Genomic DNA, 15861 nt, shown 5'->3' on the forward strand with positions numbered 1-15861 from the left:
CGGGGCATTGTGGCGCTGTGTACGTTAACTGATACCCAATGGCGGAGGCGCTACCGTTGCGGGACATAATGTAAGTGCCGGTACTGTCGGTGAAAGACCAATCAAAAACACAACCCGATCCGCTGCCGACATACCAAAAACATTCGAAATCACTTAACTGAGAGACACTGGTCCACGGTCCACGGGGCCCGCTAGTTTTATGCATCTCCAGCATCGTCGCCAAGTAAAAGTCGATGTGAGTCTGTACGGTAGGTGCGAACGCCGCCCCCGGAATGTTTCCGTCAACAGACAGCGCGGAGGTTCCCGGCGGATAGTCGGTGAATTGACCGGCGTAAAAGTTGCCGAAGCTCACGGGGGATATCGTGAATACGCTGCCTGGCGGGGCGAGAGAATCGGACCGAGCAGGGGCGCACAGTAGTAAACCGCCGATAGCAAAAATCGCACTAATGACAGCATGGAACGTGGTCCACTGACTCACCCGCTTAAGACACGGCATACTCACTCCCCGTCAAATTTATTTTGGGTATCGCAAATAAAACGTACGCAGCGACGCTACGACGTTGGCAATTACTAACGAAAAGATTGGAAGAGGAATGAAAAACGACGTTGTTGTTGTCGCATTATGACGCCCTCCCCCTACGCTTAATTTTTATGCACGCGAGATTATGCGGGGGATTTTTGGAGCGTCAAGGGGCCGCTACAAAAAATCATCGGAAAAACTGCAAAAGACCCCTAAACAAAATTTAATTTCTACGACGTGCAGCAGATGAAATGCGTAACGAGAAATGGCGTTGTGGCCCTCACCCCAACCCCTCTCCCGGAGGGAGAGGGGTAATAAATCAGCAACTTCCTTAAGTTGTCGCGGTAATATACCGAACTCCGTTAACTATGGCCTTACGAGAACCCAACGTGCCTAACCCTCGCCCACAAAACTCCCGTGCCGTCGCTATCTGGTTGCTGGCTTGTGCCACGCTGATCTTCGCCATGATCGTGCTCGGCGGCGTCACTCGACTCACGCGCTCGGGGCTGTCGATTGTCGAGTGGAAGCCGATTACGGGAACGATTCCGCCGTTGACGGCGCATCAATGGCAAGCGGAGTTCGACAAGTATCGAGGGACGCCGGAGTTTCAGAAAGTGAACACCGACATGGATCTCGCTGGGTTCCAGTCGATTTACTGGGTCGAGTATTCGCATCGGTTGCTCGGCCGAATGATTGGGTTCGCGTTTCTGATTCCTTTTATTTATTTCCTCGTACGGCGGCGGATCGATCGGGCGTTGGCGCCAAAACTTATTACGTTGTTCGTACTCGGTGGGCTGCAAGGTGCGCTTGGGTGGTACATGGTCGCGAGCGGGTTGGTGGATAACCCGCATGTCAGCCCGCATCGGCTGACGGCGCATCTCGGGCTCGCGGCGATTCTTTATGGATATATATGGTGGGTCGCGCTGGGGTTGCTGTATCCGGCGGCGGTGACGCCGGCAACGGCGCGCGGAGTGCGGCGGTTTGCTTGGGCGGTGACGGGATTGGTGTTCGTCACGATATTGGCCGGCGGGTTCGTTGCAGGCACGCGTGCGGGTTTTGCGTTCAACACGTTTCCGCTAATGAACGGCAAGTTCGTGCCGGAGAGTGCGTATGCATTGCAGCCGTGGTGGGTCGATGTGTTCGAGAACGTGGCGACGGTGCAGTTTCATCATCGGTTGTTGGCGTATTCGCTGTTGGTGGTTGTGCCGCTCTTGTGGCTTGCGGTACGGCGGCAGCGACTAACGGGGCGGGTGCGGGCGGTGAGTCATGGATTGCTAGCAGCGTTGCTGTTGCAGGTTGGGTTGGGAATTGCGACGTTGTTATTAGTCGTGCCGATTCCGTTGGCGGCGGCGCACCAGGCGGGGGCGATGTTGGTGTTTACGATGGCGCTCTCGTTGGTGCATGCGTTGCGGGGGCGCTGACAACGATTCACTAGGTCCTGGGTCCAACGGCACTTAGTAAGCCATGTAGGATGGGCGCAGCCCATCGTTGTCATATCTTGATGGGCTGCGCCCATCCTACAATCGCGGCCTCCTTAAGAGCGACAGGATTTTCTCTTAACGATCGGAATTTCCCAACCACCGATAGCCATCGCGCAATTGCTCCCCCAGCTTGTCGACCGGCATCGGGCGGCTGATGAGATAACCTTGCGCGGCGTAGCAGCCTTGCGCTTGTAGGAATAGCAACTGCTCGCGCGTCTCCACGCCTTCCGCGACTACCGCCAGTTTCAAACCACGCGCCATGGCGATGACGGTCTTGGCGATCTCGGCGTCGCCGCTGTCTTCGGTGAGATCGTGGATGAAGCTCTTGTCGATCTTCAACGTCTGGATCGGGAAACGCCGCAGGTAACTCAAGCTCGAATAGCCGGTGCCGAAATCGTCGATCGCGAAGTGCACGCCCATCTTGTGCAACACGCGCAAGCGTTCGATCATTTTCTCGGCGTTCGCCATGATCACGCTTTCGGTGATTTCGATTTCCAAGGCGTCGGCCGGCAAGCCGGTTTCGCGCAGCAGCTCGGCGACGGTCTCGTCGAAGCCGGGCTCGGTAAACTGGCGGCCGGAAACGTTGACCGCCATGCGCAAGCTGTTGCAACCGGTATCGCGCCAGCGCTGCGCCTGGATCATGGCGGTGCGCATCACCCATTCGCCGAGGGCGACGATGGCGCCGGTTTCCTCGGCCAAGCTGATGAAGTGCGCCGGGCTTAGCAAGCCGAACTCGGGATGCTGCCAACGCACCAACGCTTCCATGCCGATGACGCGGCCGCTGGCGAGCTCGATCTGCGGTTGATAATGCAACACGAATTCTTGACGTTCGAGTGCGCGCCGCAAGCTGGTTTCGAGCGTCAGCCGCTCGAACGCGGCGGCGCTCATGTCGGCGGAATAAAATTGGAAGTTGTTCTTGCCGACGTCCTTGGCGCGGTACATCGCCGTGTCGGCGTTTTTGACCAGCGCCGCCGCGGTCGCGCCGTCGTTCGGGTACAAGCTGATACCGATGCTGGCGGTGAGATAAAACTCGTGCGACTGGATCACGAACGGCTTCTCGAACACTTCGAGCATCTTGGTCGCGACGATCGACACGTCCTCGACATGCAACATGTCTTCGAGCAATACGGCGAACTCATCGCCGCCGAGCCGGGCGACGCTGTCGCCCTCGCGCACACGTTCTTGTAAGCGCTCGGCGAGGGTCTTGAGCAACGCGTCGCCGATGTCGTGGCCGAGCGTATCGTTGATGTTCTTGAAACGATCGAGATCGAGGAACAGTATCGCCGCCGACCGTTGATAGCTGTGCGCGCGGATCAACGCTTGGTTCAAGCGATCGAGGAATAGCACTCGATTGGGCAAGCCGGTAAGCGCGTCGTGGTGCGCCAGATATTGCAAACGCTCCTGCGCTTGCAGGCGGTCGGTGATGTCCTTGCCGGTGGAGATGAAGTGCGTGACCTCCTCGCCCTTGCCGTCGCGCAGCGGCGAGATGGTTTTTTCCTCGTAGTACAGCTCGCCATTCTTTTTACGATTGATGAACACGTCGCACACGGTCTCGCCGGCACCAATGCGCTGCCACACGCGCTCGTAAAAATCGGCGTCGTGCAGCCCGGACTTCAGCAGACTCGGCTTGTGGCCGATGGCTTCGGCCTGGCTATAACCGGTGATTTGCTCGAACGCGGTGTTGACGTATTCGATGTTGCCGTTGCGATCGGTGATCATGATGCAGTCGGCAGTCTGGTGCACCACGCTCGACAATTTGCGCATCTCGTCGTCGGCGTGCATGCGCTCGGTGATATCGGCAATGAATCCTTCGAGGCTGAGCAGCTCGCCGGTCGGCGCGAACACGCCGCGGCCCTGCTCCCACACCCATTTCTGTTGGCCGTCGGCGGTGCGGATGCGATAGCTGAATTGAAACGGCAGATGCACCGCGACCGCCGCTTGCACTTCCTGCCATATGCGATCCTGATCGAGCGGATCGATGACGTCGTTGTAAGCGCGCACGCGATTGCCGATGAAGTCGCTCGCCGGGTAGCCGGTCAACACCAGCGAACCGTCGCTGACGAATTCCATCGTCCAGTTCTTGTCGTTGCGGCAACGGTAGGCCATGCCGGGAAGGTTACTGAGCAGCGTCGTGAACATGCGCTGACTTTCTTGCAGCACCGCCTGCGACTGGTGCAATGCCAACGCTTCTTGCCGCAGTTGCAACGCCTGGCTGATATCGCTTACCAAGCTTTCCAATAAATCGATCTCGGCGTGGGCAAACGCCGCCGGCTCGGCGGCGTAAATGTTGATTGTGCCGGTGACGTGGCCACCTTTATAAAGCGGAAACGCCGCGCACGAGCGACAGCCTAGGGCGTACGCACCCGCGGCCCATTCGCCGGTGGCGCTGGCGAGGTCGGCATGCACCGCATAGCGGCCGGTTTGAATCGCCGCGACCGTCGGCCCTTGGCCATCGGCGCTCTCGTCGTAACGCAACCGCAGACGTTCGAGATAATCGTCGGTGATGCCGGCCTGTGCCACCGGTTGGATCCGACCCGACGGCCGCGTCAGGCTGATCCACACCATGTGAAAGCCGCCGTGTTCGACCAGCAAGCGGCAGATCTCGGCGTACACGCGTTCCTCGTTACCTTCGCGCGTAACCATCTTGCTGATTTCGCGCATCGCGCGCAGTAATCGATTGACCCGTAACACCCGGTCTTGCGCACGCCGACGTTCGAGCTCAGCAGCGGCGCGCGCGGCCAAAATGTGCACGATGGTTTCGGCGGCGGGATCGTCCGGCAGCGACTTGCGGCCGACAGCGGTGAGCAGACCGATGCACTGACCGCTCGAGCTGAATAACGGAATACCGATATACGATTCGGCCTGTACCAACGCGAGATCGGTGTCGCGCGGAAACTGTACGCGGATACCGTGGCGATAAAAACAAACGCCATCGTGCAATACGTGCTCGGCCGGCGAATCTTTCAGATTACGCTCGACGTTGCTAACGATCTTGCCGTCGATGCAAAGCGCGATCGTGCGCAACCGCGGCGTCGAGGCGTCGATGAACTCGGCGATATAGGCGCAGTCCACCGCGAGCGCGTGCGCGAGATAACGCACCAGCGAAGCAAAAAAATCGGGATCGCCGTTGGCGGCGATTTGCGTGGCGCTATCGCGCAAAAAGTCGGCGGTAAGTGCGGCCGTACCGCTGCGGGTCGGCCGAGGCGTGGCGGATTTTTTGGTCATGATGCTGGTAGTAGGTGCTCTCGGACGAATCACTCAGTTATGCCGCGTTGATCCGATCCCACGCATGCGCCTTTTACCGGCGCGCCCCACCGATTCTTCTTATATATGGTGTTAAGAATAGACTACGGTGCTTCTTGGCCTGTAAAACTCACATGTATACCGTGGGTTAGACGTTGTCTAGATGGAAATACCTTAGAATCATCGCTATTTAATGGCCGATCGCGCAAAAAGCCGTACCACCTTACCGACCGCTGTCCAGCGCGCGTTGCGCGACGCCGTTGGCCGTGACCGCGTCCTTACCGAGCCGGAAGTTCTCCATCTTTATTCCGGCGACGACGGGCCACGGCGTTGCCCACCGCTCGCCGTCGTTTTCCCGACTCACCATGACGATGTCGCCGCTATCGTTCAAATCGCCAATTCGTTGCGCCTGCCGATCGTGGCGCGCGGCGGCGGTTCCGGTAACGTCGGCGGTGCCGTTCCGGTTCCCGGCAGCATTGTCGTCAGCTTCGAATGTATGCGCCGCGTGCTCGAATTCCATCCGGACGAGCGTGTGCTCATCGCCGAAGCCGGCGTTCCGACCGGCGAGCTCGACGCGCTGGCGCGTACGCACGGACTGTTTTATCCCCCCGATCCGGGCAGCGCGCCGTATTGCCGCCTCGGCGGCAATCTCGCCACCAACGCCGCCGGACCGCGCGCGGTGAAGTACGGCGTCACCCGCGATTACGTGCTCGGCGTACGCGCCGTCGCCGGTTCCGGTCGAACGTTGAACGCCGGCGGCCGCACCAGCAAACGTACCGTCGGCTACGACCTGACGCGCTTGCTGATCGGCAGCGAAGGTACGCTCGCGCTCATCACCGAGGCGACATTGCGACTGCTACCGGCACCGACGACCGTCGGCACATTGCGCGCGTGCTATGCGAGCAGCACCGATGCCTGCGCCGCTGTGGCGCGCGTGATGTCGCAGCCGATCGTGCCGAGCGCATGCGAGCTGCTCGATGCCGCTGCCATCGCCGCCATTCAACGTCACGGCGCCGCCGCCGATTTGCCGGCCGGCACGCGCGCGATGCTTATCGTTGAAGCCGATGGCGACGCCGATGCGGTCGCCCGTGCCCTCGGACAATTACACGCGGCGTTGGCCGGCCATGGACTGCTGGAGCTACGCACCGCCACCGATGCGAACGAAGTCGCGGCCTTATGGAAAGCGCGGCGCGCGCTCTCGCCTGCCATCAAAATAATCGCGCCGTTGAAAATTAATGAAGACGTCGTCGTACCGGTGCCAAAACTCGCCGAGCTTATCGACACCATCGAAGCGCTGGCAGCGGAGTACCGCCTTCCGATCGTCAGCTTCGGCCACGCCGGTAACGGCAACTTGCACGTCAACTTGATGGTGCATCCGGACGATGCCGCCGAGATGGCGCGCGCCGAACTTGCGTTGGCAAGTTTGTTCGCCAAGGTGTTGGCGTTGAACGGAACGATCTCCGGCGAGCATGGCATCGGTTACGCCAAGCGCGCGTTCGTGCCGTTGGAAATTGCGGAAGATACATTGGCGTTGATGCGTGAGCTTAAAGCGGTGTTCGATCCGAAGGGGATATTGAATCCGGGGAAAATATTTCCGGATAACTAGGTCAGATCCTGCCAATTCATCAAAGCATTCCTTCAGCGTATAGCCTTGCGTCTCCCTCTCCCCTTGCGGGAGAGGGAAAAAGGGAGAGGGGGAGAATAAATGAACTTAGATATGATCACCCCTCTCCCGCAAGGGGAGAGAGGAGTTGCTCGTGGCCACCGATAAGTAAACGAAACGTTCACCAGGCAATTCTTAATCACAAACTCGGACTCAAATCCCGCCCACCCGCATAATTCCGTTCGAGCCGCTGCTGATCCTCGATACAACGCCGCACCGTCGGATAAACCTCCAAGCGCGCGCGGCCGATGTCGCCGCCGCAATCTTCGCATTCGCTGAATGTGCCGACACGGATTCGCGTCAACGCCGCTTCGACGTCGTGTAGCTCGCTGACTTCGCGGTCGACCAATGTCAAATTCATGCTCATCAACAACTCCGCCACCGATTCCTCGCCGGCGTCATGCACGCGCCCGGCGAGCGCGGCGAAGTCTTCGCGCTGGCTGTTCAACAGCTCCTCGCGTATGCGCTGAACAACAGCGTCGCGCTGTCGGCGTAAACAACGCTCGAAGTACGCGACATCTTCTGCACTGAGATCATTCATAGACATTCGCTCATGGGGCGATGTTCTATAAGTACGCTCGTCAGTCCTAAAGTTCCTCGGGTGTTACCTCCTTGAGTGTGATGTTGCGACCATGAGTTTCGCGCAGGCATAGTGATGCCAGCATCGACAACGTGGCCATGGCGATGCAGAGCCATAAGCCGTTCACATAATCCGCCGCCTGGTAGCGGCGCACACCGTCGACGACGGTGCCGTCCCAGCTGAGATCCATCAATGCACCGAACAGCGGTTGCATAATGGCGGCGCCGAAAAACAGACCGGTGTTCACCAACGCGATCGCCATACCGGCAACAGCGGGCGCGACGACGTCTTTAGCGGCGCCGAAGGTGACGACAAATCCAGCGGCGAAAAAACCCAGCAGACCAAAAATTACAAACCCGGCCCAGCCGGGTTGCCACGGCGCCCACGCCAGGCACAACCACATCACCGTTGCCGACGACGCGGCGCCGACGAGTACTCCTTTGCGCCGGCGCAACCGATCGGATAACCAACCGAGTACGAACGCACCGAGCGAATAACCGATGAGCATCGTCGTCGTGTAGAGCGACGCTTGGGCGCGCGTGAGCCCGTGCACGTCGGTTAGAAACGGCACGCCCCAAAGACCGGCGAACGCAAGCACGGTTCCGGCTAATCCGAAGTTCACCCAGAACCCCGGCCACACAGCAGCGTTACGCAACACATCGTGCAAATCGTGCCGCCAATGTTGCCGGCGCGGCGCATGCGCCGTTTTACCGGCCATCTCGCGCAGCGAGGGAAAACCGGCGGCTTGCGGACTGTCGCGCACGAACAGATAGGTGAGCAATGCGATCAACACCGTGAGCCCACCGACGACGACGAACACGGTGCGCCATGACGCCACCGCGAGCAGCGCCGTCAGCGGTCCGGCAGCGAGAATGCCGCCGATGTTGCCGATAAAAACGACGAGGCCGCTGATGATTCCGTAACGCGACTCGCTCCACCACACGGTGTTCGCGCGCATCAATCCGACGAACACGACCGACACACCGAGACCGACGAGTAAACGGCCGGCGGCGGCGCTGGAAAAATCCGGCGCTAAGCCGAACAGAATCGAGCCGATCCCGGAAACCAGCGCGCCCACCGTCGCCGCCACGCGCACGCCCAAGGTGTCGGCCAGCACACCGGCCGGAATTTGCATGATCGTGTAAACGTAGAAATACATCGCCGCCAGCGAGCCCAGCGCCGCGCCGGTCGTCGAGAACTCGCGCATTAAATCGGCGGCGATCGCACCGGGCGCGATGCGATGGAAGAACACGAGCATGAACGACACCGTGAGAATGCCGATGGCGGTTAGGCGGACGCGTTGGAAGCGGCGGAGAACGGAATGGGAAATCATTAATTAACTATATGCATTACGGTAGGGTGGGCAGCGCTTTTCTGCCCACGCATTTTTTATTCCGGTGGACAGAAAAGCGCCGCCCACCCTACTTCCTCTGACGTTAGATCTGCATCACCTCAACCGCATCACCTTTGACGAAGCCACTACTATCAGCCTCGACACGAATTAATCCATTCGTGAAGCGCAACGGCCCTAACTGATGCGAGCCCTGCCCCTTCAACACCTCGGCCAGCAATCGGCCACCCTCGACATAAATCCGCGCGCGTAAAAATTCGGTGCGGCCGGCGCGTCGGCGGAAATCGTTAGCCGCTTGGGCCGGCAGCATCAGCGGCGATGACGTGCCGTGATGCCAGGCGATCACTGCCGGTTCGACAAACAACTTATACGTCACCAGACTCGATAGCGGATTTCCAGGCAATGCAAAGAAGTGCGTGCGCTCGCCGATGTGGCCGAAGGCGATCGGCTTACCGGGTTTGATACGTGCCTTCCACAAATGAATCGTACCGAGCTCGCCGAAGATCTTCTTAATAAGGTCATGATCGCCGACCGAAGCGCCGCCGCTGGTGATGACGAAATCGTATTGCGCGGCGTCAACCAGTAAGGCACGCAGCGCGGCGGGTTCGTCGCGCACCGTGCCGCCGTCGATAACATCGACGCCGAGCGCGCGCAATTGCAGGCAAGTTGCGAGGCGATTGGATTCGTAAATCTGTCCCGGCGCAAGCGGCCGGCCGGGCACTACTAGCTCGTTACCGGTAGCAACGACAAACGCGCGCGGCCGCGCATAGACCGGCACGTGGTCGACGCCGGCCGTTGCCAGCAACGCCACATCGAGCGCGCTTAAGCGCCGGCCACGGTCATAAAGCGCGTCACCAGCGTTAAAGTCCTCGCCACGTCGGCGGATATTTTCCCCCAGTGTCAGCTCCGCCGGCAGGCGCACGGTATCGCCGTTGCGTTCGACGTCTTCTTGAATCACCACCGTGTCGGCGCCAACGGGTAACGGTGCGCCGGTAAAAATGCGCATGGCGGTACGCGGCGCGAGCGATTTCGGCGGATCGCCGCCGCTCGATTCGCCGGCGACCGGCAACTCACCGGCGCGACCGTCGTCGACGCGCAGCGCGTAGCCGTCCATCGCCGAATTATCGAACGCCGGATGATCGACCTGCGCCGTTAGCAGCGCGGCGACAAAGCGACCGCAAGCCTGCTCGAGCGCGACGCGCTCGATAGCGCGCGCCGGTCGAATGGCGTTGAGTATCGCTGCCTGCGCGTCTTCAAGACTTAACATAGGTGGTAGACATCTTAACAAGCGATGCGGTTATTATGACGGCCGCCCGACCATCGACTGACCGAATCATGGCCAAGCCCAAAACAACCTCGCCGCGCCGCCGCCGGCCGCAACGCCAATCCAGCCAACGCCCGCTCGGGCGTCGACTCACGCATTTCAACGCCGACGGCTCGGCGCGCATGGTCGACGTCGGCACTAAAGACACCACTGAGCGGCAGGCGATCGCCGAAGGCACCATTCGCATGCAGCCGGAGACCCTCGAGCTAATCCTGGCGGGAGGCCATAAAAAAGGCGACGTTATCGGCATTGCCCGCGTTGCCGGCATCCTGGCATCGAAAAAGACCGCCGAGCTCGTGCCACTTTGCCACCCCATCGCGCTGACCGCGGTCGATCTCAGCTTCACCCCGCGACCCGCCGCCGCCGCGATCCACTGCCAAGCCACCGTACGCACGGTCGCGCAAACGGGCGTGGAAATGGAGGCGCTGACGGCCGTCCAAATCGCGCTATTGACCATTTACGATATGTGCAAAGCGGTCGACCGCGGCATGACCATGACCGACATCCGTCTGGTCGCCAAATCCGGCGGTGCCTCGGGCGATTGGACGAGGCAGGAATAGCGCGACGCTGGCGGTACCGGGATGCCGGCAACGCACCCAAACCCCAGCGGACATATCATTAGAACGAAGAAGTCCCAAATTCCGCCGGCTTTTCCATGCATTGCCGCGGCCAAGCCGGTAGAATACGCGGCTTTCCTAAACCCGACTTATAGACTCAAGATCCGATCGGCCACTAACCGATCGCTTTCGCACGATGTCCAAGGCTGAACTCAAACTCACTAACGGTTACACCTTCGCCCAGCTCTTTGAGCAGGCCAGCCTCGAACAGCTAGACGCCGAGTACTTGCGGCGGCTACACGCCCACGACGCCGGCTTGCACGAAAAGTTGCTGCGTTACCGCGCGACCGCGGGCCAAGCATTCAGCGCTACCGAAATTAGCGACTTACTGATCGCCTGCGGACCGCTGCTGGAAGAATTGATCGGCGAACTGTTCGGGATCCAGGACACGCTCGCGCGTCTGCGCGACGAAACGCTGGCGCACGATCCGGTGTTCGAATTCAAAAAAGCGTTCGTGCTGAAGCGCGCGCGCCGCCGCTTACTTAAGAAAGACGACTACGAAGCGTTCGCCGAGCTCGATGCTTGGCTTAGCGGCGCGCTCAAGACCGCCGGTTACAACCCCGCCGATCGCGAGCTCGCGGTCGCGAAATACACACTGACGCTGCTCGCCGATGAAGCCGCGAATGCCGAGCCGATCGAAAAACTGACGCGCTGGACGGTGCGGGCGATGACGTCGCCTGAGGGCCAGCAAGCCGTCAACGGCTGGGTCAGTCTGCGCGTGCCGCAGGGCATCGATCCGGCGAAGCTGGTGCCGATCGCGGTCGTCGCCGGCGATCCGGCCGGCCGTCTCGAAGGCAAGCACGAACACTTCCGCCGGCGCGACGGCTTCAAGCTGACCGATCCGCGCATGGGCGCGCGCGACGTTCAGAACGAAATCAATTACTGCATTCTGTGCCACGACCATCACGGCGACTTCTGCTCGAAGGGCTTCCCGGAGAAGAAGGGCGAACCGGAACGCGGCCTCAAGACCAATGCGCTCGGCGTCACCCTCACCGGCTGCCCGCTCGACGAGAAGATCTCGGAGATGCACTCCCTAAAAGGCCAGGGTTACACCATCGGTGCGCTGTCGATGATCACCATCGACAACCCGATGTGCGCCGCCACCGGTCATCGCATCTGCAACGATTGCATGAAGGGTTGCATCTATCAAAAGCAAGAGCCGGTCAACATTCCGCAGACGGAAACACGCATCCTCACCGACGTGCTCGGCTTGCCGTGGGGCGTCGAGATCTACGACCTGCTCATCCGCTGGAATCCGCTGCGCGCCCGCCAATGGCTGCCGAAACCGTATAACGGTTTGAAGGTGCTGGTCGTCGGCATGGGCCCGGCCGGCTTTACCTTGTCGCATCACTTATTAATGGAAGGCTTCGCCGTCGTTGGTACCGAAGGCCTGAAGATCGAGCCGCTGCTGCAAGAGTTCGTGCAGCTGCCGATTCAAAACTATTCGACGTTGACGGAAGATCTCGACGAACGCTTGATGGCCGGTTTCGGCGGTGTCGCCGAATACGGCATTACCAATCGCTGGGATAAGAACTTCCTCAAACTGATTTATCTGTCGCTGTCGCGCCGGCAACACTTCCAAGTGTTCGGCGGCGTGCGCTTCGGCGGCACCGTGTCGATCGAAGACGCCTGGCGCCTGGGTTTCGACCATGTCGCCGTCGCCGTTGGCGCCGGCCTGCCGCAGGCGCTACCGATCCCCGGCTCGCTCGCGCCCGGCATGCGCCAAGCGAACGACTTCTTGATGGCGCTGCAATTGACCGGCGCCGCCAAACGTTCGAGTCTCGCCAATCTGCAAGTGCGCCTGCCGGCGGTCGTCATCGGCGGCGGTTTGACCGGTGTCGATACCGCGACCGAACTGCAGGCGTATTACGTTGTGCAGGTGGAGAAGACGCTCGATCGCTACGAGGAACTGGTAGCACACATCGGCGAAGCCGCCTTGCGCTGGCGGCTCGACGACGAATCGAGCGCCATCCTCGACGAGCATCTGGCGCATGGCCGTGCCGTCCGCGCCGAACGCAAGCGTGCGGCCAAGGCCAACGAAGCGCCGAATTTCCTGCCGTTGTTGCGCGCCTGGGGCGGCGTGACCGTCGCTTACCGCAAGGCGATCACCGATTCGCCGGCGTACACCCGCAACCACGAAGAAATCACCAAGGCGTTCGAAGAAGGCATTTACTACGCCGACGGCCTCGATCCGAAAGCGGCCACGGTCGACAAGTACGGTCACGTCGAGGCGATGGTGTTCCGCAAGCAAGCGCGCGACGCAGACGGTAAGTGGAAGGCGACCGGCGAAGAAGTGACGCTGCCGGCGCGCGCGATCCTGGTCGCGACCGGCGCCAAACCGAACGTCGCTTACGAGTTCGAGCATCGCAACAGCTTCTTAAAGGAGTCGGGCCAATACCAGACGTTCGAAGACCGCGGTAACGCGTTCGAGCGGGTACCGGTCAAAGATCATCTCAAAATGCCGGACTTCGGGCCGTTCACGTCGTACGACCGCGACGGTAAACGCGTCAGCTTCGTCGGCGACACCCATCCGGTGTTCCATGGCAGCGTCGTCGGCGCCATCGCCTCGGGTCTGCGCAGCTATCCGAAGATCGTCGCGCTGTTCGGCGAACGCGCCACCCGCGCCGGCGATACCGACGAATACGACACCTTCCACGAGCGCATGGAGGCGATGCTGCAGACGCACGTGCAAAGCGTCCGCCGGCTCGCGGCCGACGTCGTCGAGGTGCGGGTACACGCGCCGATGGCGGCGCAGAAGTGGCGCCCGGGGCAATTCTTCCGGCTGCAAAACTTCGAGAGTCACTCGCCGCTGGTCGATGGCACGCGCCTGCAGACCGAGGCACTGGCGCTGTACGGCGCCCACGTCGACCCGGAATTGGGCGACGTGTCGTTGATCGTCATCGAGCAAGGTGCAAGCGCCAAGCTGTGCGCGACGCTTAAGCCCGGCACGCCGGTAGCACTCATGGGTCCGACCGGCGTGCGCGCCAAGCTCGCTGACGGCGAGACCGTGATGATCGTCGCCGATCGCCTCGGCATTGCGCCGCTGCTCGCGCTCGGTCCCGCCATTCGCGCCCACGGCAGTCGCGTGCTCGCGTTCGTCAGCCTGAAGAACGCCGACTCGTTGTTCCTGCGCGCCGAGATCGAGCGCGCTGCCGATTGCGTCGTCTGGTGCGTCGAGAACGGCGCCGGCCTGCAACCGACCCGCGCCGGCGACCGCGCCGCCAACGGCTCGTTCATCGGCATGATCCAACGCTACGCCGACGGCAAACTCGAAACCGAAAACAGCCAACCGCCGATTCCCCTGCAATCGGTCGATCGCGTGATCATTCTCGGCGCCAATTACATGGTGCGCTCATTGCGCGACGCCAAGGCCGGCGAGCTCGCTCCCTATTTCTGTAAGAACCACAGCACCACCGCGTCGATCAGCACGCCGATGCAATGCATGTTGAAAGGCGTGTGCTCGCAGTGCCTGCAATGGCAAATCGACCCGGCGACCGGCAAGCGCACGAAGGCGGTGTTCGGCTGCTCGTGGCAAGACCAACCCATCGAAATGGTCGACCTCGACAACCTTGATGAGCGCTTGGGGCAAAATCGGTTGCAGGAGACGTTGACTGATTTATGGTTGGAGCATTTGACGAAGCGGCATTCGTTAGAACGCGTGTAGAGTAGGAATCGCCCCGTTGGGGCGATTCAACCTACCACTTACGAAACAACCAAAGCACCACCGAAATCACCGCACTAACGATGATCATCGTCGTAACCGGAAAATAAAATCGGAAATTTTCCCGCTCGATAACGATATCGCCCGGCAGACGAAACAACCCGAGCTTACTGAGCCATGGCCAAGCAAGGCCGATGGCCACTAGTAGGACACCGATAACGATAAAAGTGCGTGCCATTCACTGAGCTTCGACTCCCAAAAATTCGAGAATCTCCTTACGCCGCACCATCGCATCGGCATAGCCGAGACCGATCAACGCTTGGCAGTAGGGCTTTTCGAACAGCAAATAGCTAATCAAGTTAGAACCGCCGCGGTTGTAGGCGCCGAGGCCACGAAACAGAAAGCGCACCGGCCGCGGCAAGAACTTGGCGAAGCGCGCGGCGATGCGCTCCGGATCTTCGCTCGGCGACACCACCAATACATCAACATGGCGCAACAGCACCCCGCTCTCTTTGCGCTGCGACTCCGGGATAAAGCTGATGGTCTTGTTGATGCGTTGCATGCGCTCGAGATCGACCTCGAGCGCGTCGATGAAAATGCTGTTCAACACGTGACCGGCGACTTGCGCCAGCGACGGATACTCGGCCTCCGTTCGCTCCGGCGCCGGCGCATTGTGACGCACGCCGATGACAAGCACGCGGTCGGCACCGAGATGTAACGCCGGGCTGACCGGCGCTTCTTGCCGCATCGAGCCGTCGCCGAAGTATTCACGATTGATCGGCACCGCGCCGAATACGAATGGGATCGCCGACGACGCCATTAAATGATCGAGCGTGATGCGCGCGGCGGCACCGACGCGGCGCGCGCGTTTCCAGGGTGCCAGCGAGTCGACGCCTTGGTAGAACGTCACCGATTGGCCAGACCCATAACCGGAACAGGTGATGCTCAAGGCTTGCAACTCACCGGCATCGATCGATTTCTGAATTTCGTCGCATGGCATTACCTGCTCGAGCAACGCCCGCAACGGTGCGCGGTCGAGCAACGCGGTCGGATTACGTTTGCCCAAACCGCCGAGTACCATCGCCGCCAGCCAATGGGCGCCGGTCTTGAGAATGCCGAAGGCATCGGAGCGGTAAACCCGATGAACTTCGAAGTTGCGCCAAACGTAATTCAAGCGGCGCACGCCGGTATGAAAGCGGCGGGCGTAGATCGCCAGCGCGGTGGCGTTGATGGCGCCGGCGGAGGTGCCGCAGAGAACCGGGAATGGATTGGGACAACCTTCGGGCAGCATCTCGGCGATCGCCTTGAGCACACCGACTTGGTAGGCGGCTCGCGCGCCGCCGCCGGCCATGACCAAGCCGACGATGGGGCGTTTGACTGGCGCGCTGCTGGTCGCCGGTTGCGCGCTCATTGAGTGTTGC

Annotated in this window: 10 protein-coding genes; 4 read left to right on the forward strand and 6 right to left on the reverse strand. The window is 60.7% G+C overall.

What is annotated here, in order from left to right:
* Window positions 1-888: 888 nt before the first annotated feature.
* Window positions 889-1941 carry a COX15/CtaA family protein gene (locus HY308_03530; GenBank protein MBI3897351.1) on the forward strand — a complete coding sequence of 351 codons (1053 nt, stop codon included), beginning with the start codon at window positions 889-891 and terminating at the stop codon, window positions 1939-1941.
* Between the two features lie 135 nt (window positions 1942-2076).
* On the opposite strand, the gene HY308_03535 is transcribed toward HY308_03530, so the two are convergent.
* Complete coding sequence (locus HY308_03535) at window positions 2077-5226, reverse strand: EAL domain-containing protein (protein MBI3897352.1); 3150 nt, start codon at window positions 5224-5226, stop codon at window positions 2077-2079.
* A gap of 211 nt (window positions 5227-5437) precedes the next feature.
* On the opposite strand from HY308_03535, the gene HY308_03540 reads away from it, so the two are divergent.
* Window positions 5438-6850 carry an FAD-binding protein gene (locus tag HY308_03540; protein MBI3897353.1) on the forward strand — a complete coding sequence of 471 codons (1413 nt, stop codon included), beginning with the start codon at window positions 5438-5440 and terminating at the stop codon, window positions 6848-6850.
* Between the two features lie 196 nt (window positions 6851-7046).
* On the opposite strand, the gene HY308_03545 is transcribed toward HY308_03540, so the two are convergent.
* From HY308_03545 to HY308_03555, 3 genes are all read right to left on the reverse strand, one after another.
* Complete coding sequence (locus tag HY308_03545) at window positions 7047-7448, reverse strand: TraR/DksA family transcriptional regulator (protein MBI3897354.1); 402 nt, start codon at window positions 7446-7448, stop codon at window positions 7047-7049.
* A gap of 46 nt (window positions 7449-7494) precedes the next feature.
* Window positions 7495-8820 (reverse strand): MFS transporter, encoded by a 1326-nt coding sequence (locus HY308_03550; protein MBI3897355.1) that lies wholly within the window; start codon window positions 8818-8820, stop codon window positions 7495-7497.
* Between the two features lie 103 nt (window positions 8821-8923).
* Window positions 8924-10105, reverse strand: a complete 1182-nt coding sequence (locus tag HY308_03555; protein MBI3897356.1) for a molybdopterin molybdotransferase MoeA — start codon at window positions 10103-10105, stop codon at window positions 8924-8926.
* A 68-nt stretch (window positions 10106-10173) separates the two neighbouring features.
* Here HY308_03555 and moaC point away from each other — a divergent pair, with 68 nt between their 5' ends.
* Window positions 10174-10722 (forward strand): cyclic pyranopterin monophosphate synthase MoaC, encoded by a 549-nt coding sequence (gene moaC / locus HY308_03560; GenBank protein ID MBI3897357.1) that lies wholly within the window; start codon window positions 10174-10176, stop codon window positions 10720-10722.
* Window positions 10723-10915: 193 nt separating this feature from the next.
* A complete protein-coding gene (locus HY308_03565) occupies window positions 10916-14443 on the forward strand; it encodes an FAD-dependent oxidoreductase (GenBank protein ID MBI3897358.1) in 3528 nt (1175 codons plus the stop codon).
* A 31-nt stretch (window positions 14444-14474) separates the two neighbouring features.
* On the opposite strand, the gene HY308_03570 is transcribed toward HY308_03565, so the two are convergent.
* Together HY308_03570 and HY308_03575 are read right to left on the reverse strand one after the other, a co-directional pair.
* Window positions 14475-14678: a DUF2905 domain-containing protein gene (locus tag HY308_03570; protein ID MBI3897359.1), complete on the reverse strand. Its 204-nt coding sequence runs from the start codon at window positions 14676-14678 to the stop codon at window positions 14475-14477.
* Window positions 14679-15791, reverse strand: a complete 1113-nt coding sequence (locus tag HY308_03575; GenBank protein MBI3897360.1) for a patatin-like phospholipase family protein — start codon at window positions 15789-15791, stop codon at window positions 14679-14681. It abuts the gene before it with no gap.
* Window positions 15792-15861 lie beyond the last annotated feature (70 nt).

The sequence above is a fragment of the Gammaproteobacteria bacterium genome (assembly GCA_016199745.1).
GTDB lineage: Bacteria > Pseudomonadota > Gammaproteobacteria > Acidiferrobacterales > Sulfurifustaceae > JACQFZ01.

Bases quoted from the DNA above. Each gene is read 5' to 3' on its own strand.
- HY308_03545 (MBI3897354.1), bottom strand. From the start codon at position 7,448: ATGAATGATCTCAGTGCAGAAGATGTCGCGTACTTCGAGCGTTGTTTA.
- HY308_03555 (MBI3897356.1), bottom strand. From the start codon at position 10,105: ATGTTAAGTCTTGAAGACGCGCAGGCAGCGATACTCAACGCCATTCGA.
- HY308_03540 (MBI3897353.1), top strand. From the start codon at position 5,438: ATGGCCGATCGCGCAAAAAGCCGTACCACCTTACCGACCGCTGTCCAG.
- HY308_03535 (MBI3897352.1), bottom strand. From the start codon at position 5,226: ATGACCAAAAAATCCGCCACGCCTCGGCCGACCCGCAGCGGTACGGCC.
- HY308_03550 (MBI3897355.1), bottom strand. From the start codon at position 8,820: ATGATTTCCCATTCCGTTCTCCGCCGCTTCCAACGCGTCCGCCTAACC.
- moaC (MBI3897357.1), top strand. From the start codon at position 10,174: ATGGCCAAGCCCAAAACAACCTCGCCGCGCCGCCGCCGGCCGCAACGC.
- HY308_03575 (MBI3897360.1), bottom strand. From the start codon at position 15,791: ATGGCCGGCGGCGGCGCGCGAGCCGCCTACCAAGTCGGTGTGCTCAAG.
- HY308_03530 (MBI3897351.1), top strand. From the start codon at position 889: ATGGCCTTACGAGAACCCAACGTGCCTAACCCTCGCCCACAAAACTCC.
- HY308_03570 (MBI3897359.1), bottom strand. From the start codon at position 14,678: ATGGCACGCACTTTTATCGTTATCGGTGTCCTACTAGTGGCCATCGGC.
- HY308_03565 (MBI3897358.1), top strand. From the start codon at position 10,916: ATGTCCAAGGCTGAACTCAAACTCACTAACGGTTACACCTTCGCCCAG.